The 24,479-nt window shown below is 68.2% G+C and carries 19 protein-coding genes and 2 tRNA genes; 13 read left to right on the top strand and 8 right to left on the bottom strand.

Going from position 1 to position 24,479, the window contains the following annotated elements:
* Nucleotides 1-13 precede the first annotated feature (13 nt).
* The 3 genes from fdhD (at nt 14) to AC3A6P_RS20230 (ending at nt 3,226) form a co-directional block, all read left to right on the top strand.
* Nucleotides 14-847, top strand: coding sequence for a formate dehydrogenase accessory sulfurtransferase FdhD (gene fdhD / locus AC3A6P_RS20240; RefSeq protein WP_487693483.1), 834 nt, complete (start codon nt 14-16; stop codon nt 845-847).
* Between the two features lie 238 nt (nt 848-1,085).
* Entirely contained in the window at nt 1,086-1,745 is a 660-nt protein-coding gene (gene mspA / locus AC3A6P_RS20235) for a porin MspA (protein WP_487693482.1), read from the top strand.
* A gap of 167 nt (nt 1,746-1,912) precedes the next feature.
* Entirely contained in the window at nt 1,913-3,226 is a 1,314-nt protein-coding gene (locus AC3A6P_RS20230; RefSeq protein WP_487693481.1) for a nucleotide disphospho-sugar-binding domain-containing protein, read from the top strand.
* Nucleotides 3,227-3,339: 113 nt separating this feature from the next.
* Here AC3A6P_RS20230 and clpX read toward each other — a convergent pair whose 3' ends face one another.
* From clpX to AC3A6P_RS20205, 5 genes are all read right to left on the bottom strand, one after another.
* On the bottom strand, nt 3,340-4,626 hold the full coding sequence (gene clpX, locus AC3A6P_RS20225; RefSeq protein WP_487693480.1) for an ATP-dependent Clp protease ATP-binding subunit ClpX: 1,287 nt from the start codon (nt 4,624-4,626) through the stop codon (nt 3,340-3,342).
* A 245-nt stretch (nt 4,627-4,871) separates the two neighbouring features.
* Complete coding sequence (locus AC3A6P_RS20220) at nt 4,872-5,498, bottom strand: ATP-dependent Clp protease proteolytic subunit (RefSeq protein WP_487693479.1); 627 nt, start codon at nt 5,496-5,498, stop codon at nt 4,872-4,874.
* Nucleotides 5,495-6,079 (bottom strand): ATP-dependent Clp protease proteolytic subunit, encoded by a 585-nt coding sequence (locus AC3A6P_RS20215; RefSeq protein ID WP_487693511.1) that lies wholly within the window; start codon nt 6,077-6,079, stop codon nt 5,495-5,497. The genes AC3A6P_RS20220 and AC3A6P_RS20215 overlap by 4 nt, the downstream gene beginning before the upstream one ends.
* Before the next feature lie 136 nt (nt 6,080-6,215).
* Entirely contained in the window at nt 6,216-7,628 is a 1,413-nt protein-coding gene (tig, locus tag AC3A6P_RS20210; RefSeq protein ID WP_487693478.1) for a trigger factor, read from the bottom strand.
* A gap of 51 nt (nt 7,629-7,679) precedes the next feature.
* Nucleotides 7,680-7,756: transfer RNA gene (locus AC3A6P_RS20205), tRNA-Pro, on the bottom strand.
* 165 nt (nt 7,757-7,921) lie between these two features.
* Here AC3A6P_RS20205 and AC3A6P_RS20200 point away from each other — a divergent pair.
* From AC3A6P_RS20200 to AC3A6P_RS20170, 7 genes are all read left to right on the top strand, one after another.
* Nucleotides 7,922-7,992: transfer RNA gene (locus tag AC3A6P_RS20200), tRNA-Gly, on the top strand.
* A gap of 365 nt (nt 7,993-8,357) precedes the next feature.
* A complete protein-coding gene (locus AC3A6P_RS20195; protein ID WP_487693477.1) occupies nt 8,358-9,638 on the top strand; it encodes a hypothetical protein in 1,281 nt (426 codons plus the stop codon).
* A gap of 309 nt (nt 9,639-9,947) precedes the next feature.
* A complete protein-coding gene (locus AC3A6P_RS20190) occupies nt 9,948-11,282 on the top strand; it encodes a hypothetical protein (protein ID WP_487693476.1) in 1,335 nt (444 codons plus the stop codon).
* A 168-nt stretch (nt 11,283-11,450) separates the two neighbouring features.
* Entirely contained in the window at nt 11,451-12,125 is a 675-nt protein-coding gene (locus tag AC3A6P_RS20185) for a VldE C-terminal domain-containing protein (protein ID WP_487693475.1), read from the top strand.
* Between the two features lie 167 nt (nt 12,126-12,292).
* Complete coding sequence (locus AC3A6P_RS20180; RefSeq protein WP_487693474.1) at nt 12,293-14,803, top strand: alpha/beta hydrolase family protein; 2,511 nt, start codon at nt 12,293-12,295, stop codon at nt 14,801-14,803.
* Between the two features lie 57 nt (nt 14,804-14,860).
* A complete protein-coding gene (locus tag AC3A6P_RS20175) occupies nt 14,861-15,067 on the top strand; it encodes a hypothetical protein (protein ID WP_487693473.1) in 207 nt (68 codons plus the stop codon).
* 51 nt (nt 15,068-15,118) lie between these two features.
* Nucleotides 15,119-15,892 (top strand): DUF1542 domain-containing protein, encoded by a 774-nt coding sequence (locus tag AC3A6P_RS20170; protein WP_487693510.1) that lies wholly within the window; start codon nt 15,119-15,121, stop codon nt 15,890-15,892.
* Here AC3A6P_RS20170 and AC3A6P_RS20165 read toward each other — a convergent pair.
* Genes AC3A6P_RS20165 through AC3A6P_RS20155 form a run of 3 tightly spaced genes read right to left on the bottom strand, consistent with a single transcriptional unit; the run spans nt 15,889 to nt 18,914 of the window.
* On the bottom strand, nt 15,889-17,577 hold the full coding sequence (locus tag AC3A6P_RS20165; RefSeq protein WP_487693471.1) for a cation:proton antiporter: 1,689 nt from the start codon (nt 17,575-17,577) through the stop codon (nt 15,889-15,891). The genes AC3A6P_RS20170 and AC3A6P_RS20165 overlap by 4 nt on opposite strands.
* A gap of 47 nt (nt 17,578-17,624) precedes the next feature.
* Nucleotides 17,625-18,431 carry an Fpg/Nei family DNA glycosylase gene (locus AC3A6P_RS20160; protein WP_487693470.1) on the bottom strand — a complete coding sequence of 269 codons (807 nt, stop codon included), beginning with the start codon at nt 18,429-18,431 and terminating at the stop codon, nt 17,625-17,627.
* 3 nt (nt 18,432-18,434) lie between these two features.
* Nucleotides 18,435-18,914: a ribose-5-phosphate isomerase gene (locus AC3A6P_RS20155; RefSeq protein WP_487693469.1), complete on the bottom strand. Its 480-nt coding sequence runs from the start codon at nt 18,912-18,914 to the stop codon at nt 18,435-18,437.
* Between the two features lie 457 nt (nt 18,915-19,371).
* Between AC3A6P_RS20155 and AC3A6P_RS20150 the strand changes: the two genes are divergently transcribed.
* The 3 genes from AC3A6P_RS20150 to AC3A6P_RS20140 all read left to right on the top strand — a co-directional run bounded on the left by AC3A6P_RS20150 (nt 19,372) and on the right by AC3A6P_RS20140 (nt 24,426).
* On the top strand, nt 19,372-20,685 hold the full coding sequence (locus AC3A6P_RS20150; RefSeq protein WP_487693468.1) for a hypothetical protein: 1,314 nt from the start codon (nt 19,372-19,374) through the stop codon (nt 20,683-20,685).
* A 576-nt stretch (nt 20,686-21,261) separates the two neighbouring features.
* Nucleotides 21,262-22,479: a hypothetical protein gene (locus AC3A6P_RS20145; protein WP_487693466.1), complete on the top strand. Its 1,218-nt coding sequence runs from the start codon at nt 21,262-21,264 to the stop codon at nt 22,477-22,479.
* A gap of 471 nt (nt 22,480-22,950) precedes the next feature.
* A complete protein-coding gene (locus tag AC3A6P_RS20140) occupies nt 22,951-24,426 on the top strand; it encodes a hypothetical protein (RefSeq protein WP_487693465.1) in 1,476 nt (491 codons plus the stop codon).
* The last annotated feature ends 53 nt before the right edge of the window (nt 24,427-24,479 follow it).

The following is a 24,479-nucleotide window of genomic DNA, read 5'->3' as shown; positions in this document are numbered from 1 at the left end:
TGGAAAGCAGCGCATGGGTAGGGTGACGGCACGCCGGCGGGCCAGCCACGTGTCGGCCGACCACACCACCGAACGTCCCGAGACGCTGGTGGTGGAGGAGCCGCTGGAGATCCGCCTCAACGGCAACCCGCTGACCGTCACGATGCGCACTCCAGGCTCGGATTTCGAGCTGGCGCAAGGTTTTCTGCTGACCGAGGGCGTGATCGGCGGTCGCGACGACATTCGCGACGTGCGGTACTGCCGGGGCGCTGACGAAAACGGAATGAACACCTACAACGTTCTCGACGTCACCCTGGCACCTGGTGTCCCACTGCCGGATGTCGATGTACGGCGCAACTTCTACACCACCTCGTCGTGCGGTATCTGCGGCAAATCGTCGCTGGACGCCGTGGCCACCATCAGCCGCCACGCCCCCGGCGACGACCCGACGACGGTCCTGGCCGAGACCCTCACCACGATGCCGCAACAACTTCGGTCCGGGCAGAAGGTGTTCGCCAGTACCGGCGGACTGCACGGGGCGGCCCTGTTCACTGCCGACGGAACCATGCTGGCGTTGCGCGAGGACATCGGCAGGCACAACGCCGTCGACAAGGTCATCGGCTGGGCGCTCGAACAACACCGCATCCCGCTGACCGGCACTGTGCTACTGGTCAGTGGCCGCGCGTCGTTCGAACTGACCCAAAAGGCAGTCATGGCAGGCATTTCCGTGATGGCGGCGGTGTCGGCCCCCTCCTCTCTGGCCGTCGATCTGGCCACGCAGTCCGGGCTCACACTGGTGGCATTCTTACGCGGCGACTCGATGAACATCTACAGCAGACCCGACCGGATCATCCACTCGGCGAGCTGAAACCTATCCGAGCCGAAGCCTCGAATCGGCCGATCACATCCAGGGTCAAGCAACTCCACAGTTCATTGGCAGAGGGCCTCATCGCCGCAGCTGAGCGGCGCGACGACACCTCCAGAATGCCGAAAAGCGGCCCGCTGAACGCGATTTCGTCACCCACGCACCCTCACTTCGCTATAGGTTCTGCGGGTCCGCATCGTCATAGGTCGGAGCGGAGCACCGCGAAACAGTGAGGGGCAACATGAAGACAATCGGCCGGGTGTTGGTGGCGTTGATCGCCGCCGTCGCCGCACTGTTCGTGGGCACGGGCACCTCGCATGCCGGCTTGGACAATGAGCTCAGCCTCGTCGACGGTCAGGGCCGCACCCTGACCATCCAGCAGTGGGACACGTTCCTCAACGGTGTCTTCCCCTTGGACCGCAACCGTCTCACCCGGGAGTGGTTCCACTCCGGCAAGGCCGTCTACAGCGTGACCGGTGACGGCGCCAAGGATTTCAAGGGCGTGCTCGAATTGGGCTACCAGGTGGGCTTTCCCTGGTCGCTGGGTGTGGGCATCAACTTCAGCTACACCACCCCGAACGTCGCGTTCGACAGCCAGGACTACGGCACGTTCAACCCGATCACCGGCGGCCTGGACCTGGACCTGATCCCCGCCGTCGTCACCCCGCCGCTGTTCCCCGGCGCGTCGATCACCGCCGACCTGGGCAACGGTCCCGGCATCCAGGAAGTGGCCACCTTCTCCGTGGACGTCAAGGGAGCCAACGGCGCGGTGGCGGTGTCCAACGCCCACGGCACCGTGACCGGTGCGGCCGGTGGCGTGCTGCTGCGCCCCTATGCCCGGCTGATCTCCGCAGCCGGTGACAGTGTGACCACCTACGGCGCGCCCTGGAACATGAACTGAACTTCCCCACCACGCGGCGGCCCCGGAGTCCTCCGGGGCCGCCGCTTTGTGCGGTCTACCTGCAATCTCCACCCGATCTCCACACAACCTCCAAGTTCGCGACCATGCCCTCGACAAGCATCGGTTCCCAGGCAACTCGCTATACGAACCACACGGAGGACCTCACGATGCCGGAGATACTGATCGCATCCATGCAGCCCGTCGGCCACGTCGGCCCGCTGCTCAACGTGGCCGAAGGGCTGGTGGCGCGCGGCGACCGCGTCACTGTGCTGACGGCGGCCCAGCACGCCGACCGGATCCGGGCCGTCGGCGCCACACCCGCCGCGCTGCCGGCCGCCGCCGAATTCGACGAGGCGAACCTGAACCGGGACTTTCCCGGCCGCGCGGAGACGTCCGGCATCAAACGGGTGAACTTCGACATCACCCGGCTGTTCTTGGCGCCGATGCCCCACCAGACGGCGGCCCTCGCCGAACTGATGAAGACCACCCGGTACGACGCGATCATCGCCGACGCCGGCTTCTTCGGCATCGTGCCGTTCCTGCTCGGTGATCCGGCCGCCCGGCCGCCGGTGTTGAGCTACTCGACCACGCCGCTGATGATGAGCAGTCGCGACCACGCACCGATGGGGCTGGGCATGATGCCGTCGGCGACTCCGCTCGGCCGGCTACGGAACCGGACGCTGAACCTGCTGTCGCAGAAGGTGTTGCTGCGGCAGTCGCACCGTGTGGCCAACGACCTGTTGAATCGGATGAACTGCCCGCAGTTGCCGGTGTTCGTGATGGATTGCGGCGTGCTGGCCGACCGCTACATCGCGCCCACGGTGCCGAAATTCGACTATCCGCGCAGTGACCTGCCCGCCAACGTGCGGTACGTCGGCGCCGTCCACCCCCGGCCGACCGAGGGCTTCCGGCCGCCGGCGTGGTGGTCGCAGCTACGCGGCGACAAGCCGGTGGTGCACGTCACCCAGGGAACGATCGACAACGCCGACCTCGGGCGGTTGCTCGAACCGACCATCGAGGCGCTCGGCGGTGAGGACGTCACCGTCGTCGCCACCACCGGCGGGCGGCCCCTGAACCAGATCACGATCTCGCTGCCACCCAATACTCATGTGGCTGAATACATTCCACACGACCAGTTGCTTCCCCACGTCGACGTGATGGTCACCAACGGTGGGTACGGCGCCGTCCAGCGCGCGCTGTCGGCGGGCGTGCCCCTCGTGGTGGCCGGTGACACCGAGGACAAACCCGAGGTGGCAACGAGGGTGCAGTGGTCCGGCGCGGGGGTCAACCTGCGCACCGGAACCCCGTCGGTCGGCCAGCTCCGCCGGGCGGTGCGTGACGTGCTGGACAACAAGAGTTATCTGCGCAACGCCCGCGCCCTGGAGGCCGCGTATGCCAGGCGCGACGGCGTGGCCGAGATCGCCGCCCTGGTGGACGAAGTCATCGCCGAGCGCGCCTCGTTGACTCGGCTGGTCCGCTAGCACTGCCGAGAATGCATTGAGGGTCGTGATCCGCGATGGATCACGACCCTCAATGCAATGTCGAAGCGTCAGGCGCTGTCCGGTTAGCCCGACTCCTCACCGCGGATCGGTCGTCAGGCGCTCTTGTCCCGGCGTTCGGTCCGCGACGGCTTGCGCGGCACGATGGTCGGCAGCACGTTGTCGTCCACGGTCTCCTTGGTCACGACCACCTTGGCGACGTCATCGCGGCTGGGGATGTCGTACATCACCGGCAGCAGGACTTCTTCCATGATGGCGCGCAGGCCGCGGGCACCGGTGCCGCGATGGATGGCCTGATCGGCAATCGCCTCGAGCGCGTCGGCGGTGAACTCCAGCTCCACGCCGTCCATGTCGAACAGCCGGGTGTACTGCTTCACCAGCGCGTTCTTGGGCTGCGACAGGATCTGCACCAGCGAGTCCTTGTCCAGATTCGTCACCGACGCCACCACGGGCAGGCGGCCGATGAACTCGGGGATCAGACCGAACTTGATCAGGTCCTCCGGCATCACCTCCGCGAAGTGATCCTGGGTGTCGATCTCGGCCTTGCTGCGCACCTCGGCACCAAACCCGATGCCGCGCTTGCCAACTCGGTCAGAGACGATCTTCTCCAGGCCGGCGAACGCACCCGCGACGATGAACAGCACGTTGGTGGTGTCGATCTGGATGAATTCCTGATGCGGATGCTTGCGACCACCCTGCGGGGGCACCGAGGCCTGCGTGCCCTCGAGGATCTTCAGCAGCGCCTGCTGCACGCCCTCGCCGGAGACGTCGCGGGTGATCGACGGGTTCTCGCTCTTGCGGGCGATCTTGTCGACCTCATCGATGTAGATGATGCCGGTCTCGGCGCGCTTGACGTCGTAGTCGGCCGCCTGGATCAGCTTGAGCAGAATGTTCTCGACGTCTTCACCGACGTAGCCGGCCTCGGTCAGCGCCGTCGCATCGGCAATGGCGAACGGAACGTTGAGCATCTTGGCCAGGGTCTGCGCCAGATAGGTCTTACCGCAGCCGGTGGGGCCGAGCATCAGGATGTTCGACTTGGCCAGTTCCACGGACTCACCCGAACGCGAATCCCGGCCGCTCTTCTCCCCCGCCTGGATGCGCTTGTAGTGGTTGTAGACCGCGACCGCCAGCGTGCGCTTGGCGGTGTCCTGGCCGATCACATAGCCCTCGAGGAACTCCCGGATCTCCGCGGGTTTGGGCAGCTCGTCGAGTTTGACGTCGTCAGCGTCGGCGAGTTCCTCTTCGATGATCTCGTTGCAGAGGTCGATGCACTCGTCGCAGATGTAAACGCCGGGCCCCGCGATGAGCTTCTTGACCTGCTTTTGGCTCTTCCCGCAGAACGAGCACTTCAGCAGGTCACCGCCGTCTCCGATGCGCGCCATGGTGCAGGGGTCCCACTTCCTGTCTGCCGGTGGAGTTCACCGGAATGTCGGGTGCTATTTGTGCTGTTCCCGACGCTACCCGCTTATCCGGGTACTGGGCGACTGATAAAGCGAATAGCGTCGGTGGTATTCGCTTGTCGCAAGAACATAGCGCCTCGGCCTGCTTACCGGGGGCGCAACGCGCGGCCGTGTCGCCGTCGTGATTCGGCCGCGACCGTGCGTCGCGCTGCGCCCCGGTACGGCGGCTACGCAGACTGCGCCGAGAGCTTCCGGTAGTCCAGCACCGTGTCGATGATCCCGTAGTCCTTGGCCTCGGCCGCGGTGAGGATCTTGTCGCGGTCGGTGTCCTTGCGCACCTGCTCGGGCGTACGCCCGGTGTGGCGTGCCAGCGTGGTGTCCATCAGGGTGCGCATGCGCTCGATCTCGGCGGCCTGGATCTCCAGATCCGACACCTGACCCTGGATGGCGCCACCCACCGCGGGCTGATGGATCAGCACGCGGGCATTCGGCAGAGCCAGCCGCTTGCCGGGGGTTCCGGCGGCCAGCAGCACCGCGGCCGCCGAGGCAGCCTGGCCCAGGCACACCGTCTGGATGTCGGCGCGCACGTACTGCATGGTGTCGTAGATCGCCATCAGCGAGGTGAACGAACCACCGGGCGAGTTGATGTACATCGTGATGTCACGGTCGGGATCCAGCGACTCCAGCACCAGCAGCTGGGCCATGATGTCGTTCGCCGACGCGTCGTCCACCTGCACGCCGAGGAAGATGATGCGTTCCTCGAACAGCTTGTTGTACGGGTTGGATTCCTTGACGCCGAAGCTCGAGTGCTCGATGAACGACGGCAGGATGTAGCGAGCACTGGGTGAGGTCATGAGGCACTCCCGTTGAGGTGGGCGCGGGTGATGATGTGGTCGACGAAGCCGTATTCGAGGGCTTCCGGGGCGGTGAACCACCGGTCGCGGTCGGCGTCGGCTTCGATGCGCTCCAAGGACTGACCGGTGAACTCGGCGTTGAGCCGGTTCATCTCCTTCTTGGTGAGCGCATACTGCTCGGCCTGGATGGCGATATCAGCCGCGCTACCGCCGATACCGGCAGACGGCTGGTGCATCATGATCCGCGCGTGCGGCAGCGCGAAGCGCTTGCCCTTGGTGCCCGCGGCCAGGAGGAACTCACCCATCGACGCGGCCATACCCATGGCGTAGGTGGCGACGTCGCACGGCGCCAGCACCATCGTGTCGTAGATGGCCATGCCGGCGCTGACGGAGCCGCCGGGAGAGTTGATGTAGAGGTTGATGTCCTTGGTGGGGTCCTCAGCGGCCAGCAGCAGAATCTGCGCGCACAGCCGGTTGGCGATGTCGTCGTCGACCTGGGTGCCCAGGAAGATGATCCGCTCGGCCAGCAACCGCTCGTAGACCGAGTCGGTGAGGTTCAGGCCCATTGACCCGGAACGCATGTCAGTCACGACGGGATACCTGCTTTCTCGTGTTCATACTCAAACGACCCTAACGAACTGGCGCGCACCTGCACTCCCTGAGGCGCGTGCTTTCGCTGTGAGCGTCACGCGCCGAGGGCGGGCCCTCCGCCCAGAACTACTTCGTGTCGCCGTCCGGCTCCACCGACACCGACGCCTGCTCGTCGGCATCCTCAGCTGCGTCCTCGTCGCCGGCATCGGCCTCATCGGAGCCGGATCCGAAGAACTCCGCGGTGTCGATGACGTTGCCGTCGGTGTCCTTGACCGTGGCGGCCTCGACGACGGCAGCGACGGTCAGGCCCCGACGGACATCGGCGAACATCGCCGGCAGCTGGTTGTTCTGCTGCAGCACCTGGAGCAGCTGCTGGGGCTCGATGCCGTACTGCCGCGACATGAGCACCAGCCGTTCGGTGAGGTCGTTCTGGCCGACCTGCACGTCGAGATCGTCGGCGATGGCATCCATCAGCAGCTGGGTCTTGACGGCCTTCTCGGCGTTGGTGCGCGCGTCGGCATCGAATTCCTCGCGCGAGCTGCCCTGCTCGGCGAGCGCCTCGGCGAACTTCTCCTCGTCGTGGTCCAGCCCGTGGATGGCCTGGTGCACGGTCTCGTCGACCTGCGCCTGCACGATCTTCTCCGGCAGCGCGATGTCGACCTGCTCGAGCAGGGTCTCCAGCGTCTTGTCCCGGATGGTCTCGGCCTGCTGGATGCGCTTGAAGCGCTCCACCTGCTCGGACAGGTTCGCCTTGAGTTCGTCGATGGTGTCGAATTCGCTGGCCAGCTGGGCGAACTCATCATCGGGCTCGGGCAGCTCGCGCTCCTTCACCGAACCGACCGTGACGGTGACCTCGGCCTCCTTGCCGGCGTGCTCACCGGCGGCCAGCGTGGTGGTGAAGACCTTGGTCTCCCCCGACTTCAGGCCGATGATCGCCTCGTCCAGGCCCTCGATGAGCTGGCCGGAGCCGATCTCGTGGGACAGGCCCTCGGTCTTGGCGTCGGGCACGTCCTCGCCGTCGACGGTGGCCGACAGGTCGATGGAGACGAAATCGCCTTCCTGAGCCGGACGGTCCACCCCGGTCAGGGTGCCGAACCGGGCGCGCAGCGTCTGCAGTTCCTTGTCGATGTCCTCGTCGGTGACCTCGATCGGATCGACGGTGATGGTCAGCGCGCTCAGATCGGGCAGGGTGATCTCGGGACGGACGTCGACCTCGGCGGTGAACACCAGTTCCTGGCCGTCCTCGATCTTGGTGATCTCGATCTCGGGCTGCCCCAGGGGCTTGACGTCGGTGGTGCTGACGGCCTGGCTGTAGCGCGCCGGCAGCGCCTCGTTGACCACCTGCTCGAGCACCGCGCCGCGGCCGATGCGGGCCTCGAGCAGCTTGCGCGGCGCCTTACCCGGGCGGAAGCCGGGCAGCCGGACCTGCTTGGCCAGCTGCTTGAACGCCTTGTCGAAGTCGGGCTCGAGTTCTTCGAAGGGCACCTCCGTGGTGATCCGCACCCGGGTGGGGCTCAACTGCTCGACGGTGCTCTTCACAGGTACTCCTCGAATTACTTTCGCTGGTGATGTCGGTCTCGATGGTCGTGCTGGTCGGGGTGACAGGATTTGAACCTGCGGCCTTCCGCTCCCAAAGCGGATGCGCTACCAAGCTGCGCTACACCCCGGCACCTGCTCCTGACGTCCGCGCATTCGCACGCGGACGCTGTCGAACAAGCCCACGGCATCCTACGGCTTGCGCGGGCATGACCGAACACAGGCCGTATCGGCTGCGGGGCGTCAATTGGCTTTGAGCTCCACCGGGCCGGTACAGTCTGGCTCGAGCAATACACGCGGGCGTAGCTCAATGGTAGAGCCCTAGTCTTCCAAACTAGCTACGCGGGTTCGATTCCCGTCGCCCGCTCTCCTGAGGTGGTGCCGAAGTCAGCTTCGGCGCCACCTCACATCCTTTTCCGGGTTCTTGTCGACGCAGCCCGCCACTGTTGCGGCACGGGGGCGAGAACCGTTCGCGGACAACATGATTCAGAGATCGGGCCACGTGCGCCCGTCGCCGGGCCACCCGAACACCCCCTCGGGGGGGCTCCGCTTCCAGCAACATCGATAGGCCCACCTGTCATGTTTGCCACCCGGCGTTGATCAGCTTGTGCGTCAATTTCTCTTCCGTTCACTGCGGCATGTCTTGATCAGCGCAGGAGCTACGCATAGATTCATCTGGCGCTACAGCCCCATTGCGCAACGATGGTCCCTACAGTCAGGAGTCAACACGTCATGGCAAAAACCGCCGCCGGTCGATCACCCCGAAAGTCCGCACTGTCTGCCGGCATCGCCGGCGCCGCGCTGGCAGGTATGGGCGCCTGGGCCGTCGCCGCGTCGGTCGACCTGCCGACCGGCGGCACCGACATCCGGTTGACCACGACGGAATCGACACTGAACTACCTGCTCGACGGCAATGCTCCGGTGCTCGGGACCGCCGCCGTGGCACTGCCACCTGCCATCGGCGACGGCGGCTGGTTGATCGGCAACGGTCTGGACGCGCCCGTCGACTGCACCGGTGCGGCCTGCAACGGCGGCAACGGCGGTCTGTTGTGGGGTAACGGCGGAAACGGCGCCAACGGCGGTCGCGGCGGTGACGCCGGCTTCCTGTTCGGCAACGGAGGCGACGGCGGCAACGGCGTCGCCGCGGTCATCGACGAGGATGGCACCGTGGTGTCCGGCGCCACCGCAGGTGGCCGAGGCGGTAACGGCGGCTGGTTGATCGGCAACGGCGGCGACGGCGGCGCGGGCGCGGCCTCCTGGTACGACGTCACCAATGAGGCCCGTCAGTCGAAGGCGACCGCTGGCGGTGACGGTGGCCGCGGCGGGCTGTTGTCCGGCGATGGCGGCGACGGTGGAGAAGGTGGCCTCGACGAGAACGCGCCCACCGACGCCCGCGGCGGTGCCGGCGGTAACGGCGGCCGCGGCGGGTGGGTGTTCGGCGACGGCGGCTTCGGTGGCGACGGCGGCCGGGCCGTGTCGACGGACGACGGCGACGCGACCGGTGGTGCCGGCGGCGCGGGTGGGGACGCCACCTTCGGCCAGGCCGGTAACGGCGGCAACGGCGGTTTCGGGGCGGCCAACGAAGCCGGTGAGATCGCCACCGGAGGCGCCGGTGGCGAGGGCGGGTACGCGGTCGTCGGCGATGGCGGCAGAGGTGGCAACGGCGGCAACGCCAACAACTGGGACGACCACCTGGACAACGGCGCCGGCTCGGTGGGCGGCGCAGGCGGCAGGGGCGGGAACTCGGCGGTCGGCGGGACGGGCGGCGCCGGCGGAAGCGGCGGCAACTCGGATACCAACTACGCCTACAGTTCCGGCGGCCGCGGTGGTGACGGCGGCCGCGGCGGCGCCGTCGCAGGTATCGGCGGGCGCGGCGGCAACGGGGGCAACGCGACGGCCGACCCCGGTGCGGACGCCCAGGCGGGCAAGGGCGGCGTCGGCGGCAGCGGCGGCCTCGGCGGTAGCACGGGAAGCAACGGCACGGACGGCACCACCAACGGCGGTGCCGGCTAGGAACCGGACCGCAACCCCCGATCTTGCTGCCACACCGGGCTTTTCGTGCGGCAGCACGCACATCGGCGCATCACAGGGGCATGTGAGCTCGATCCGCGACAACGCTTCGGCACCGCCATCCAGCAACTCCGGCGCGGAGCGCGGGATCGTTTGCCGGGCACCTCGCACAAACATGTGCGTCAATTTCGCCCATGTTTACCGCAATGACGCTTGACCTGCGGTAAAGCTACCCATAAATTCAATCCGCGCCACCAGCCCGTGGCGCCTCGTCATTCCCACATCGTCTCTACAGTCAGGGGTCAGTTCCGCATGGCAAAACACGGCTCTACTCGGTCACTTCGAAAGTCCGCGGTCTCCACCGGCATCGCGGGCGCCGCGCTGGCAGGCATGGGCGCCTGGGCCGTCGCCGCGTCGGTCGAGGTGCCTCAGAGCGCCGAAATCAGGCTGACCACGACCGAATCGACCCTGAACTACCTCCTGGACGGAAACGGCGGGGCCGTTCCGTCCCTCGGTACCGCCGCAGTGGCGCTACCACCGGTCATCGGCTACGGCGGATGGCTGATCGGCAACGGTCTGGACGCTCCCGCCGACTGCACCGGTGCGGCCTGCAACGGCGGCAACGGCGGTCTGCTGTGGGGTAACGGCGGTAACGGTGCCAACGGCGGCAACGGCGGTGACGCCGGCTTCCTGTTCGGTAACGGCGGCAACGGAAGTCAGGGCGTCGGCGTGGCCGGCGGCCGGGGCGGTGACGGCGCGTGGCTGATCGGCAACGGCGGCGACGGCGGCGCAGGGGCCGACGCCCGTTACGACGAGGACGGCCAGCTCTCGGCGGCCACCCGCGGCGGCGACGGCGGCCGCGGCGGGTTGCTCGCCGGCAACGGCGGTGCCGGCGGCAACGGTGGCGGGGACCAGAACACGCTTGCCACGGACGAGGACAAGGCCGGCACCAATAGCCAAGGCGGCGCAGGTGGTAACGGCGGCCGCGGTGGATGGGTGTCCGGGGATGGTGGCCGCGGCGGGAACGGCGGCGAGGGCACCTCGCAGCACGGCAGCGCCGCGGGCGGTGCCGGTGGCGAGGGGGGCGATGCGACCGTCGGTAAAGCCGGCGCCGGCGGCACCGGCGGCCACGGCGTCGCCACCGACTTCGAAACCACCACCACCGGCGGTGCCGGCGGCGCGGGCGGATACTCGGTCGTCGGCGATGGCGGACGTGGCGGCGACGGTGGCAACGCAAACGGTATTTTCACCCACGCCGTGGGAGGTAACGGCGGTACGGGCGGAAACTCCACCGTCAGCGGAGCGGGCGGTGCGGCCGGCAACGGAGGCTCGGCGGTCGCCACGGGCGGCAACTCTGACGGCGGCAAGGGCGGAAATGGCGGGCGCGGCGGCGCACTTGCGGGCCCGGGTGGCGCCGGAGGCGACGGCGGTGACACCTTCGGCGAAGGGGATGCCGCCGGTGGTGACGGCGGTAGCGGCGGGACCGGCGGAGCCCTCGCAGGCAACGGTGGTCGCGGCGGCAACGGCGGCGACGCCCGAGCCACCATCGAACCCCAGGGCGGCTCAGGCGGAGCGGGCGGAGCCGGCGGCACCGGGGGCACGGCGGGACCGCGCGGTTCCGACGGTGCCAGCAACTACGACGACTGATCGGGCAGCCGCACGCGGGTTGCCCTGTCTGTGCAGGTCAACCCGTGTGCTGCGGCCCAGATCGCGGACTGATGGCGCGTCAATCTCGATCGCGTAACGAAATGTGCCGAAGGCGCATTTTCAACTTTTGTTGCGGTAATCTCCGGCACTTCCCGTAGGATCCTGTCCGTGGGACGGCATTCTCAGCCCAGGAAGCGGCGTAATCCGTCGATTGCCCTGGCCTCGGTTGCCGTTCCCGCTGCCGTTCTCTTCGCCGTCAAAGGCGATGTCGGTCAAGTCCCGGTGGAGACCCAGGCCGCGCCTGTTGTCGATCAGCTCGCCCTTCCCGCCGAGAACGAACCAGCCGCCCTCTGCTGTACCGAACTGGTGGCAGTGGCACCGATGGGCGGGGTGCAGAACGGTATGAAGTTCTCCGCCGATTCGTACGCCTCGGCGTCCCGCGGTCTGCGGACCGTCCAGCCCACGCTGCCCGCTGGAAAGGCGCCCGAGCGCGGCCTGCAAGTCAGAACCATCCTGACCGCCCGCAGCATCAGCGCCGTGTTCCCGGAGATCCAGGAGATCGGCGGCGTGCGCGCCGACGCGTTGCGCTGGCATCCCGACGGTCTGGCCCTGGACGTGATGATCCAGAACCCCGGCTCGGCCGAAGGCATCGCGCTCGGCAACGAGATCGTGGCCTACGTCCTCAAGCATGCGGACCGGTTCGGTATCCAGGACGCCATCTGGCGCGGTGTGTACTACACGCCCTCGGGCGCACACGGCTCCGGATACGGCCACTACGACCACGTTCACATCACCACCACGGGTGGCGGCTACCCGGACGGCGACGAGATCTACTACCGCTGAGCACACCAACGCCGCAGTCGCACAAGACAACTGCGGTCGTTGCTGGTGTAGGGCAAGCACCTGCGTTGACGCGCCTGATCCCGATTTACGAATGACGTCAATAAATCGATCCGGGGCGGTACTGTCGGCCACATCTTGTGAGCAACCCGGCCGGCAAAGAGGACAACATGGGTGCAGCGACATACGTGGGTCGGGTGGGCGGTCTCGCCGTAGCGCTGGGAGTGGGGGTAGCGATCCTTGCCGGCGGCGGTACCGCCTCAGCGGACACCGAGACCACCTCCAGTAACTCGAGATCCCAGAGCTCGGAATCGGATTCGGGCGGCTCGGCAGATATCAAGTCGCGCAACAGCATCAAGGTCAGAATCACCGAACGCGACGACACCGGCGACACCGAAGACGCCGATTCCCCCGCCGGTTCCACCGCCAGGCCGGCCTACGCCAGCAGTCGCCGTGACCGCTCATCGGACGACACCGCAACAGACGACACCGCCGAGACCGGGGACCGTCCGGACAAACGGGACGACGAGCCCGCGGCGTCTGTCGCTGCCGCAACGCCGATGCGGCACAGCCTCACCCAGATCCGCACGCCCGCTGCCTCCGATACGCCCGCACCTGGGGACCGCAACCGGACCACGGACTCCCCCGCCGAGTGGGTCCTGGCGGCCGCCGCGCGGCGCGAACTCGCGGCCGACACGTTCACCTACAACCCCGGCATCGCCCTCGACGACGGCGTGATCACCGGTACCAACACCACAGCGCCTGCCACGGGTTTCACCTACACCGTGGTGGACGGTCCGACCGGCGGCGGCAAGGTCAGCCTCGACTCCGCCAACGGCAACTTCACCTTCCTGCCGTATCTCTCCCCCGCCACACCCGTTGGCGCCGAACGGTTCTCCGTACTGGTGGCCCAGCAGACGGGCTTCACCCAGGCCCTGCAGAACATCCCGATCGTCAACATGATCGCCCCCAGGATCCTGGTGGTCCTGCAGCAGGTGCCCATCCTCAAAGACCTGCTGTCCCCACTGATCGGCCGAGCCGAGCGCTTCGGCGTCGAGGTGGATGTCGACGAGTACGTGGGCGAAGGTCAGCCACCGATCGCGTTCACCACCAAGCTCGCATCCTTCGACGGCACTTTGATCAGCGTCAACTTCTTCCCCGCCTCCGGCTTGGATGTGGCTGCCGGGGCGCCAACGGTTTTGAACGGCCCCAGCCTTGCCACCGCGGGCTACATCAATCTGTCCCAACTCAACACGGTGTCCGGTCTGGTGCCGGGTATCTCCCAGATCCGCGAAGCCGGATACAACGTGATCACCTGGGACCCGCGTGGTGAGTTCGCCTCGGGTGGTCAGATGCACTTGGACTCCGAGCTTTTCGAGGCGCGCGACGTCTCCGCCATCATCGACTGGGCGGCCCTGCAACCCGGCGTCGAGCTCGAGAGCGTGGGCGACCCGCTGGTGGGCATGGTCGGCGGGTCCTATGGCGGTGGCATCCAACTGACCTCGGCCGGCACCGACGGCCGGATCGACGCTATCGCCCCGGGCATCGCATGGAATTCCCTGGAAACCGCGCTCTACCCGAACCAGACCTTCAAGACATCGTGGGCGTCACTGCTGGCGCTGTCGCTGGCCATCACCGGCGCCAGGCCGGACCCGACCATCTACGCCGGCATTCTCACCGGGCTCCTCACGGGGTTCCTCACCCCGTTCCAGCAGAGGTTCCTCTCGGAGAACAGCCCTGACACCGTCGTCGGCAACATCACCGCGCCGACGTTGTTCCTGCAAGGCACGGTGGACGGTCTTTTTGTGCTCGAGCAGGCCCTGGCCAACGCCGAACAACTCGACCCCACGGTGCCCGTGCGGATGATCTGGTACTGCGGTGGCCACGGGTATTGCCTGGACCTGTCCCCACAACAGGCCGCCGACCAATACGGCTACCTCAACGCACAGACGCTGGCCTGGATGGACACCTACGTCAAGTACAAGGGTCAGCCCTCCCCCGTCGCGCCCGGGCCCACCTTCATGTGGGTGGACCAGCGCGGCAACTGGTTCGCCACCGACACCCTGCCCACCGAGGGATCGGACTTCTTCGGCGACGAGGTGATCGAGCTGTCCGGCGCCGGCGGGCTGTTACCCCTCATCCCGATTCTCGGCGGCTCGGGTCCGCAGACTCAGGCCCCGTTCCCGTTGTCGCTGCCGGCGGCCGCCGAATCCCGGTACGCGCTGGAGCTGGAGATCCCGAACCAGGGCACCACTGTGAACACCCCGATCCACGTGGTCGGGGCACCCACCCTGACGCTGACCTACCAGGGTCTGGGCACCAGCCGTCACCTCTACGCTCAGCTCGTCGACAACTCCACCGGACGGGTGCTCGGCAATCTGGTGACGCCGATACCGGTGACGCTCGACGGTCGCGAACACACGGTGGTATTCGACATGGAGAACATCGCGTACACGATGGCCCTGCCCACCGACTCGCTGACCCTGCAGATCGTGGACTCGGCGACGGCATACGAGGACTTCACGTCCTTCGGCGTCGTGAACGTCTCGGAGGTGAGCATCGTATTGCCCACGGCGGCCCAGGCGGTGGCGACGACGCTGCCGTACGTGCCGATTCCGCCGAGCAGCGGCGCCGTGGCGGCCGGTGTGGAGGCCACCCTGACGGGCGCGTCGAGCCGCTGATTCCACACCTACGACTCGAACCTGCTTGCACGCCATGAATTCTCGTATCCCACCGCAGTGACCCCGCTGCTGGGCAACGTGATGGCGATCGGCGGCACTGTCTCGGTGTTCTTCGAACTGACCACCAGTGCGCGCGGGGTGTGGGCACGGCCGGCCGGCCGGGACATCAGCGCCGGCAGGCCGCCGCAGGGCATCGACTCCTGCGACGAGACCCTGGCCGGAGACGTGACGTCGCGGTTCGTTCCGGTCGACCTCGGTTTCTAGCCTGTCCGCTGTCCCGGGAGGTACTCGTTTTCTGTGAGTACCCTGGACGCCATGGACGGCTTCCTGCTGCTACTGATCATCGTTGTTGTCGCGGCCATCGGTCTGGCCGTCTGGAGTTCCTCGCGCAACGCGGGCCGTCGCAACGAGGCGTCGTTGGCGGACGCCAAAGCCGACGCGCGCCGGATCATCGAACGGCTGGGCGGGCAGGTGATCAACCTCAGCGGCACCGATGATGCGTCCAAGCAGGCACTGGCCGACGCGTCGGAGCGCTACACCGCGGCCGGCTCCCAGATCGAGCAGGCCACCACCGCCAAACAGGCGCTGCTGGCCAAGGAAAGCGCCTTGGAGGGGCTGTATTACGTGCGCGCGGCGCGCGTCGCGATGGGCATGGACCCGGGCCCGGAACTCGAATCGCTGCACGGCCAGCGCACCGCCGGGCAGGTCACCGAGGACCGCAGCGTGCAGTTCGAGGGACGCGAGATCGAGGCCTCACCCGCACCGTCGCAACGCACCCCCAACTACTACCCGGGCGGCACGGTCGCCGGCCGGCCGGTCCCTGCCGGCTGGTACTCCGAGCCGTGGTGGAAGCCGGCCCTGGTGGCGGGCGCCTGGGGCGTCGGCTCCATGCTGCTGTTCAGCACGCTGTTCTCCGGGATGGCAGGCACCGGTTACGAAGAAGGCTTCGCGCAGGGTTATGACCAGGGCTTCGGTGACGGCGGCGACGGCGGCGGCGGGGATTGGGGCGGCGATTCCGGCGGCGGGGATTGGGGCGGCGGCGACTGGGGTGGCGGCGATTTCGGCGGCGGGGACTTCGGCGGCTTCTAGAAGCGGCTTTCCAGCCGGGCGGTGACGCCCGCTTCCTGCAGGTCCAGGCGTTCCAGCATGGCCCGTACCGCCTCGTCGTCGATACGGCCCTGATCCCGCTCGCCGATCAGAGCGGCCCGCTGCGCGGTCAGCACATCCCGGTAGAGCGCTGCGAATGTTTCCGCACGCAGGGTGTGCGCCTCCGGGTCGGGCATCTCGTCGGCGTCCTGCGACTGACGGGCGATCGTGGTGCGGATCTCGGCCAGCACCCGCGGGTCGAGCCCGTCCGGCGGATTGGCCTGGAACTCGGCCAGCACCTCGTTGGCCGCCTGGTGCACGATGTCTTCGGCTTTCGCCGTCTCCGCGAATGCGTACAGGTGCTCCTCATCAGAGGACAGGTCGACTCGGCGGATCAACAGCGGCAGGGTCCACCCTTGCAGCAGCAGCGTTCCGACACTGACCACAAACGCGATCGCCTGAATGGTGGCGCGTTCCGGGAACGGCTCCCCCGCCGCCGTCGTCGCCGGAATGGCCGCTGCCGCAGCGAGAGTCACCACGCCACGCATACCGGTCCAGGAGACCACGAGGTTCTCCTGCCAGGTCAAGGAGCGTTTGTCGATCCGGGAACGCCACTTGCCGGGTGCCTTGGCCCGCCTGCGGGTGCCCAGCGCGCCGCGGCCGCCCCCGTCGGGGATCGGCACGCTGAGCCGCTTCTCGACCTGCCGGGACAACACTCCCCGGCTGAACATGGCGAAGACCGACACCGGGCGGATCACCAACACCACCAACAGCACGATCCCGGACGCGATCGCCACCTCGGCCAGCGACTCGTGCGCCTCGCGCAGGTCTTCGAGCACGAACCGCAGGTGCAGCCCGATGTAGGCGAAGACAAAGGCCTCCAGCAGGACGTCGACGGAGTTCCAGACGTAGCGCTCCTGTAGCCGGGTCTGATAGCCGGCATCGAGTGTGCCGGTGCCGACGACGAATCCGGCGACGACGACGGCCAACACCCCGGAGGCGTGAAAGTGCTCGGCGGCGATGAAGGCGGCGAACGGCACCACCAGACCCTGTACCGTCTCCAGGCCGGGATTGGCCAGCCGGCGCCGGATCCACAAGGTCACGAAACCCAGCGCGGCGCCCACGAGGGGGCCGACGATGGCGCTGTAGCCGAACAACAGCAGCGGATTCTCGATGAAGGTGTGAGTGCCGGCCACCTGGGCCACCGCGATGGAGAACAAGGCCAGGGCGGCCGCATCGTTGATCAGGCTCTCGCCGGTCAGGATCGCCATGACCCGCTTGGGTAAGCCCAGCTTGCGGCCCACGGCCACAGCGGTCACCGCGTCCGGAGGTGCGACGATCGCCCCGAGGATCAACGCCGTGCCGAACGTCAGCGGCACCACCACCAACCACGACGACACCGCGGCCACCGTGAAGGCGGTCACCACCACCAACCCGACACCGAGACCCAGGATCGGCTTGATGTTGCGCAGGAACGTCGGGAACGAGAAGTCGAGTGCGGCCGAATACAGCAGCGGTGGCAGCACAACGGTCAGCAGGATGTGCGAATCGAGTTCGGGCGCTTCGAATCCCGGCAGGAACGACACCGCACCGCCGATGACGACGATGATGAGCGCGGGCTCGAGGCCGCGCCGATGGGCCATGGCAGTGACTACGATCGCACCGACGACAACCAGGATCAGTTCCACTCGCAGATTGTCCCGTCAAACCTGTGAGCTCGCTGGTTACCCGCTCGTCAGGTCTGGCAGGTGGGGCACCAGAAGACATTGCGCCCCTCGAGTTCCACGGTCTTGATCGACGTCCCGCAGATCCGGCACGGTTCCAGCGCCCGGCGGTAGACGTACGTGCGTGGTCGGCCCGTGCGGTAGGAGGGCGCGCCGTGGTCGTCTTCGGGCCGCATGACGACGATCTTGCCGCGCCGCAGGCCCACCTTCATGAGCTCCACCAGGTCGGTCCACATCGCGTCGAACTCGCCTGCAGTGATGTCGACGCCCGGCCGGAAAGGGTCGATGCGATGCCGGTAGAGCAACTCGTTGCGGTAGACGTTACCGACGCCGGCCAGCACCGTCTGGTCCATCAGCAGGGCGCCAATAGGTCTGCGCGACTTGCTGATTCGAGCCCACGCCGGCGACGGATCGGCATCCTTGCGCAGCGGATCGGGCCCCAGTTTCGCCACCACACCGGTCACCTCGGCCTCGTCGATCACCTCGCAGACCGTCGGGCCGCGCAGGTCGGTGCCGTACTCACTGCCGATCATCCGCATCCGAACCTGCCCGACGGGATCCGGGATCTCGTCGACGTCCGCGGCGGGGAATTCGGTGAACGTGCCGTACAGCCCGAGGTGAACGTGCACCACCCGGCCGCCGTCGTAGTGGTGGAACAGGTGCTTGCCCCAGGCGTCGGCCTTGCGCAGAATCCGGCCGTCGACCACCGCGGCCCCGTCGCTGAACCTACCCTGCGGGCTGCCGACGCGCACGGGAGCGCGGCCGAAGCGGCGTTGATGCAAGCGGGCCAGCCGGTGCAGGGTGTGACCCTCAGGCACCGCTTACTCCGGGGCTCCGGGAACAGGGGGTGCGTTGTGGGTCAGTTCGTACTCGGCCAGGATGTCGATTCGGCGTTGATGCCGTTCGGCTTCCGACCACGGCGTGGTCAGGAACGCGTCGACGATGGCGAGCGCCTCCTCTGTGGTGTGCATGCGTCCGCCGATACCGATCAACTGTGCGTTGTTGTGCTGACGGGCCAGGGACGCGGTTTCGGTACTCCACGCCAGCGCGCAGCGGGCGCCCGGCACCTTGTTGGCGGCGATCTGCTCGCCATTGCCCGAACCGCCGAGCACGATGCCGAGGCTGCCGGGGTCGGCGACGGTTCTCTGCGCCGCGGCGATACAGAACGCCGGGTAATCGTCCTCGGCGTCATAGGTGTAGGCGCCGCAGTCGACGGGCTCGTGGCCGCTGGCCGTCAAGTGCTCGATGATGGCCTGTTTGAGTTCGTATCCGGCGTGGTCGGCGCCGAGGTAGACACGCATGCGCGTAACCCTACTTTCCGCGGTGATCGAGCCGGCGCAGCCGGGCTGTCCGCCGCCCGACCGCGTACGCCGGAGGGGGCGGACTAGATCGAAATATCCAGCGGCCAGCAAAACGGTCCTGCATCGAGGGATCCAGGCCCGGCGATCTCCGAAATGAATTGCTTGAAACTTCAACTTAACAATTCTCAGGACCGCTGCGCGGGCGCTTTTGGGCTCTTGCAGGGCATGAAGTGCCGAAACAGAACCGTTGCTGGGGCTGGAATAAGTCGACATATTTTCGTTCGTAAGTAACTCATTCAGCCGCTTCTCAGAGTTCCTTGACGCGCAGATCCGCAAACTCCAACAATCAGGGCGGTTCCCAAGGTCTACTAGGAGCTACCGGCCCAACGGGCGGGCCGGAACCAACACCAGGGGGTTACTCATGTACGTCAAGTCCGGGCGCCGTCGCACAGCACCGATGTCCGCTCAGCAATACATCACCACCGGGCTCGCGGGAGCAGCGATGGTGGGGCTCGGAGCACTCGTGCTCGCCACACCCGAGGCACCGGCCACGTCGGGCGCCGAGATCAAATTGGTCAACAGTGAATGCAACACCGCGCTGGATCCCAACTGCGATGGAGCCGGCCTGATCGGCGGTGCGGCCACGTCGGCCGCACTGGTGACGCCGCTGGCCGCTCTCCCCCCGATGATCGGCGACGGTGGTTGGCTGATCGGCAACGGACTCGACGCTGCCGCGGACTGCACCGGCGCGGCCTGCAACGGCGGCAACGGCGGCATCCTCTGGGGCAACGGCGGTAACGGCGCCAACGGCGGTAGCGGCGGCAACGCGGGGTTCCTGTTCGGCAACGGCGGCAACGGCGGTGACGGCAACCTCTACGACGAGAACGGCGACTATGTCGAGTCCCTCGGAGTAGCGGGCGGTGACGGCGGTAGGGGCGGCCTGCTCTTCGGCAACGGAGGCCTCGGCGGCGAGGGCGGCGACGCCATCTACGACGACGAGGGACAGGTGTCGCCCGCATTCGCCGGAGGCAACGGCGGGGTGGCCGGCCTCATCTCCGGCAACGGCGGCGCCGGCGGCGCCGGCGGCTACGACTACAACGGTCTCGAAGACGATCCGGAGACCGAGGATGTCAACGAGGCGGATGCCGTTGCGGCCGACGGCGGCTCGGGCGGGCGCGGCGGCCTGCTCAGCGGCTCCGGCGGCGAAGGCGGCGAAGGCGGCTGGGCCGGCTCCTTGTACGGCAACGCCACCGGCGGCGCGGGCGGTACGGGCGGCAACGCCTCGTCCGGGCAGGCCGGCGCGGGCGGCCAAGGCGGAACAGCCGAAGTGGGTGACGACGAAACAGACGCCACAGAAGATCAAGAGGCCCAAGGCGGCGACGGCGGCGACGGCGGCCACGGAAGCGTCTGGGGCGGCACGGCCGGTAATGGCGGCCGCGGCGGCGACGGTTGGGCCTGGGGTGACGGCAACGGCACCGGCGGCACCGGCGGCACCGGCGGTAACGGCGGCGGCGTGTTCGGCAAGGGCGGCACCGGCGGTGACGGTGGCGACGCCGACGCAGACGCCGGTGAGGCCACCGGCGGTGACGGCGGCACGGGTGGCCGCGGAAGCGTCGTGATCGGCCGGGGCGGTGACGGCGGCAACGGCGGCAACGCGTGGGCCGACGATGACGAGAACGCCACCGGCGGCACCGGCGGCGCGGGCGGCCAGGGCCTCGGCGGTGGCAGCGGCTCACCCGGCGCCGATGGCGAAGCCAATCCCGCCATCTGAGTCTCGGAGCACCTGACAACACCAGTACGGGCGTCGGCCGCATTGCGGTCGGCGCCCGTATTCGTTTTTCCACGCAACGGCGATGACGCCGTTGGCCTTCCAATCGCACTCCGGACCCGCGGCATGTGCCCGAGGCCTCGATGTGCAAGGCCTGCAATTGAATTCGGCCATGGCGTCGGGGCCCGCCAAGGGGCGGAGCCTCAAGCCAGGTCCTGCGTCCCCGAGCTAGTGTCGTCGGCCCAGCTCCGAGGATCTACCCCGCAGCAAACTTATGGGCCCTTCGAACCACACCCGCGGATCCGCCCGCTCCCGCACCGCCGCCGCACGATTCAGCATTCTTTCAGGCGAGTTCAGGAAACACCAAAGTGCATGTCACAGCGTTGAAGTGGAGAAACAGGGGCGGATTCAACCATTGCCCGAACGGCAATGCTTGCGTACAGAAACAACCCTCTGAGTAACATCCGAATTTCGCTTGACGGGCGTTCTCGCAAACTTAACAATCATGTCGGCTTTCTCAAGAAAAACTCAGGGAGCCACCAGCCCGAGGTCAGGCGGGCACAGAACCAAGGGGGTTCCATGTACGTCAAGTCCGGACGCCGCAAGGCGTCGTCGCGTTCAGTTCCGAAGTACTTCTCCACCGGCCTGGCCGGCGCCGCGATGGTTGGGATCGGGGCCCTGATCCTCGCGACTCCGGACGCACCGGCGACGTACTCCGCGCAGATCGCGCTCGTCAACGACGAGGCCGACTGCGACGCACTCGATCCCGGCTGCGAGGTCGCCGACGGGGTCGCTGCCAGTGCCGTACTCGACGAAGACGGGCTCACCCCGATGTGGGGTGACGGCGGTTTCCTGATCGGCAACGGCCTCGACGCCCCCGCCAACTGCACCGGCGCCGCCTGCAACGGCGGCAACGGCGGTCTGCTCTGGGGCAACGGCGGTAATGGTGCCAACGGCGGCGCCGGCGGCAAGGCCTTCCTGTTCGGCAACGGCGGCAACGGTGGAGCCGGCGCCGACGCCGTTTACGAGGACGGCGAACTGGTATCGGCCGCCGTCGCGGGTGGGGCCGGCGGCAACGGTGGGCTGTTCTTCGGCAGCGGCGGTCTCGGCGGCGAGGGTGGCGCGGACTGGAATGACCTGTGCGACGACCCGGAGACCGAGGCCAACGAGGCCGACGCAGTGGGCGCCGCGGGCGGAGCCGGCGGCGCGGGGGGCCTGATCGGCAACGGCGGCGACGGCGGCGACGGCGGGGTGGCGTGGTCGTTGAACGGCAATGCCACCGGGGGTGCCGGCGGAGCCGGTGGAGGCGTGACACACGGAACCGCAGGCGTCGGCGGCGCCGGCGGCTTCGGCGGGGTGGGCTCCGACGAGGACTACGCATCCTCAGATCAGCTCGGCCAGGGCGGCGCAGGCGGCACCGGCGGCGGGAGTGGAACGGGCACCGGGGGCGCGGGCGGCGCAGGGGGCGACGGCTGGGCCTGGGGCGACGGTAACGGCACCGGCGGCACCGGCGGAACCGGAGGCGGCGGTGGTGCCCTGATGGGCTCCGGCGGCGAGGGCGGCGCGGGCGGCGTCGGCGACGTCGACGACGGTGACGCCACAGGTGGTGACGGCGGCACAGGCGGTGCCGGCGGGTTGATCGGTGGCACCGGCGGTGACGGCGGCGACGGGGGCAACGCCTTCAGTACCGACGACGGGACCGCGACCGGTGGAGAAGGCGGCGAGGGGGGTTCCGGTGGCCTCGGCGGCGATGACGGAGCTGCGGGCGACCCGGGACAGAGCAACCCTGACGACTGATCGCCATTGCGAGGGGCGGGCGTCGGCTGCACGAGTGCAGCCGGCGCCCGTTTTCTGTGTCGGGGCCTGACCGCTCTCAGGCGGGGCGCCTGGAACGCGTTCTAGCAAAGCGCGAACAGTTGCCGGAGGCGGCAGACGCGCGGAACACACCGGACCGCACACCGGCTTGGGTTTTCGAATTCAAGACCTCTCGGCAACGTGGATGTGACCTGAAACAATTTACGGGTGCGTTGACCTGCAGGAAATCGGCCATACAGGCGTTCGGCGGGCGCGAAGATAGTTGCAAACGCAACGATAGGTTAGCCTTGCCTGCACGTAGGTCTTGACGCGTGCCTCCGCAAACCTAAGAATCAGGGCGGCTTTTCACAGGAAACGCTAAGAAACCTCGCCTGCCGAAGCCCGTCAGGCCTAGTTCCCCAAGGGGGTTGTATGTACGTGAAGTCCGGTCGCCACAGGGTGGCCTCGTGGTCCGTGCACAAGCACGTGACCACGGGCGTCGCCGGCGCGGCAATGGTCGGGCTCGGCGCCTTGGTGGCCGCTGCGGCCGCTTCCGACGAGCCGACGGCCGCCTCGGCCTACACCGCCGAGGTCAAGCTGGTCAACACCGAATCCCAGCTGAACTACCTTTTCGGTGATTCCACGGGTGCCGGTGCATCGGCGTCCGCCGCGGCGATCGATGCGTCGGTGTTCCTGCGTCCAGCCGTCGGTGACGGTGGCTGGCTGATCGGCAACGGCCTGGATGCCGACGCCGCGACCTGTGGCACCAACTGCGCCGGCGGCAACGGCGGCATCCTCTGGGGCAACGGCGGAGCCGGCGCCAACGGTGGCGCCGGCGGCAACGCGGGCCTCTTCGGCAACGGCGGCAGCGGCGGCGCCGGCGTCGCAGCTGTCTACAACGCGGACGGCACTCTGGCGTCGGCGGCAACCGCCGGCGGCAACGGCGGTAACGGCGGCTTCTTCTCCGGTAACGGCGGCGACGGCGGCGTGGGCGGATCCGACACCAACGTCAACGCAACCGGTGCCACCAACGCGGTGGGCGGCAAGGGCGGCAGCGGCGGCAAGGGCGCAACCCTGTCCCCGAGCAACGGCGGCAAGGGCGGCGCCGGCGGCGCTGCATCATCGCTGTTCGGCAACGCCGCAGGCGGCACCGGCGGCGACGGCGGTGGCACGGTGATCGGCATTCCGTTCTCCCAGGACGACACCACCGTCTACGGCGCGGGCGCCGGCGGCGCCGGCGGCGCGGCAACTGTCGGCAGCGCTGCCGGCGGCGGCTCCAGCACGCAGACCGCCACCGGCGGTAACGGCGGATACGCCGGGCACGGCACCATCAGCGGCGGCTCCACCCCCGAGATCCAGGGTCGCTCCGGCGGCAGCGGCGGCGCGGCCACGGCATACGGCAGCGCGAACGCAGTCGGCGGAAACGGCGGAAACGGCGGCGACCGCCTGGTCGGTCGCGGCACCAACGCCGGTAACGGCGGTGCGGCCAATTCGGAGGCCGGCAGCGCCACCGGCGGCAACGCCGGAACCGGCGGCAACGCCGTCGCATCCGGCCTCGGCGGCCGTGGCGGCGTCGGCGGTAACGCAACCTCCACCGGCGGCAACACCACCGGCGGCCGCGGCGGTAACGGCGGCGACGGCGGTCTCATCGGCGGCTCCGGCGGCGTGGGTCGCAACGGTGGCAGCGCCACCGGTGGAGCTGCGCGCGGCGGCAACGGCGGCACCGGCGGCGACGGCGGTATCTCGGTCGGCGAGGGCACCGGCAACGGTGGCCAGGGCGGCAACGGCGGCAGCGCCACTCCGGGTGGCCTGAACTCCTCCGGCCAGCCCAACCGCGGTACCGGTGGCAACGGCGGCACCGGCGGCCAGGGCGGCCTCGGCGGCGACAACGGCAACCAGGGCAACGACGGCAACGACGGCCCGCCGAGCAGCAGCTCGACCGACAGCTAGAGTTCCACGGATCGTCGCGAAAAAGCGGGTGCGGGTCCCGGCTCACCAGCCGG

Source organism: Mycobacterium sp. Soil_C_30, assembly GCF_057656995.1.
Note: the sequence above shows the minus strand (reverse complement) of the source record. Positions and strands in the feature narration are given on the sequence as shown.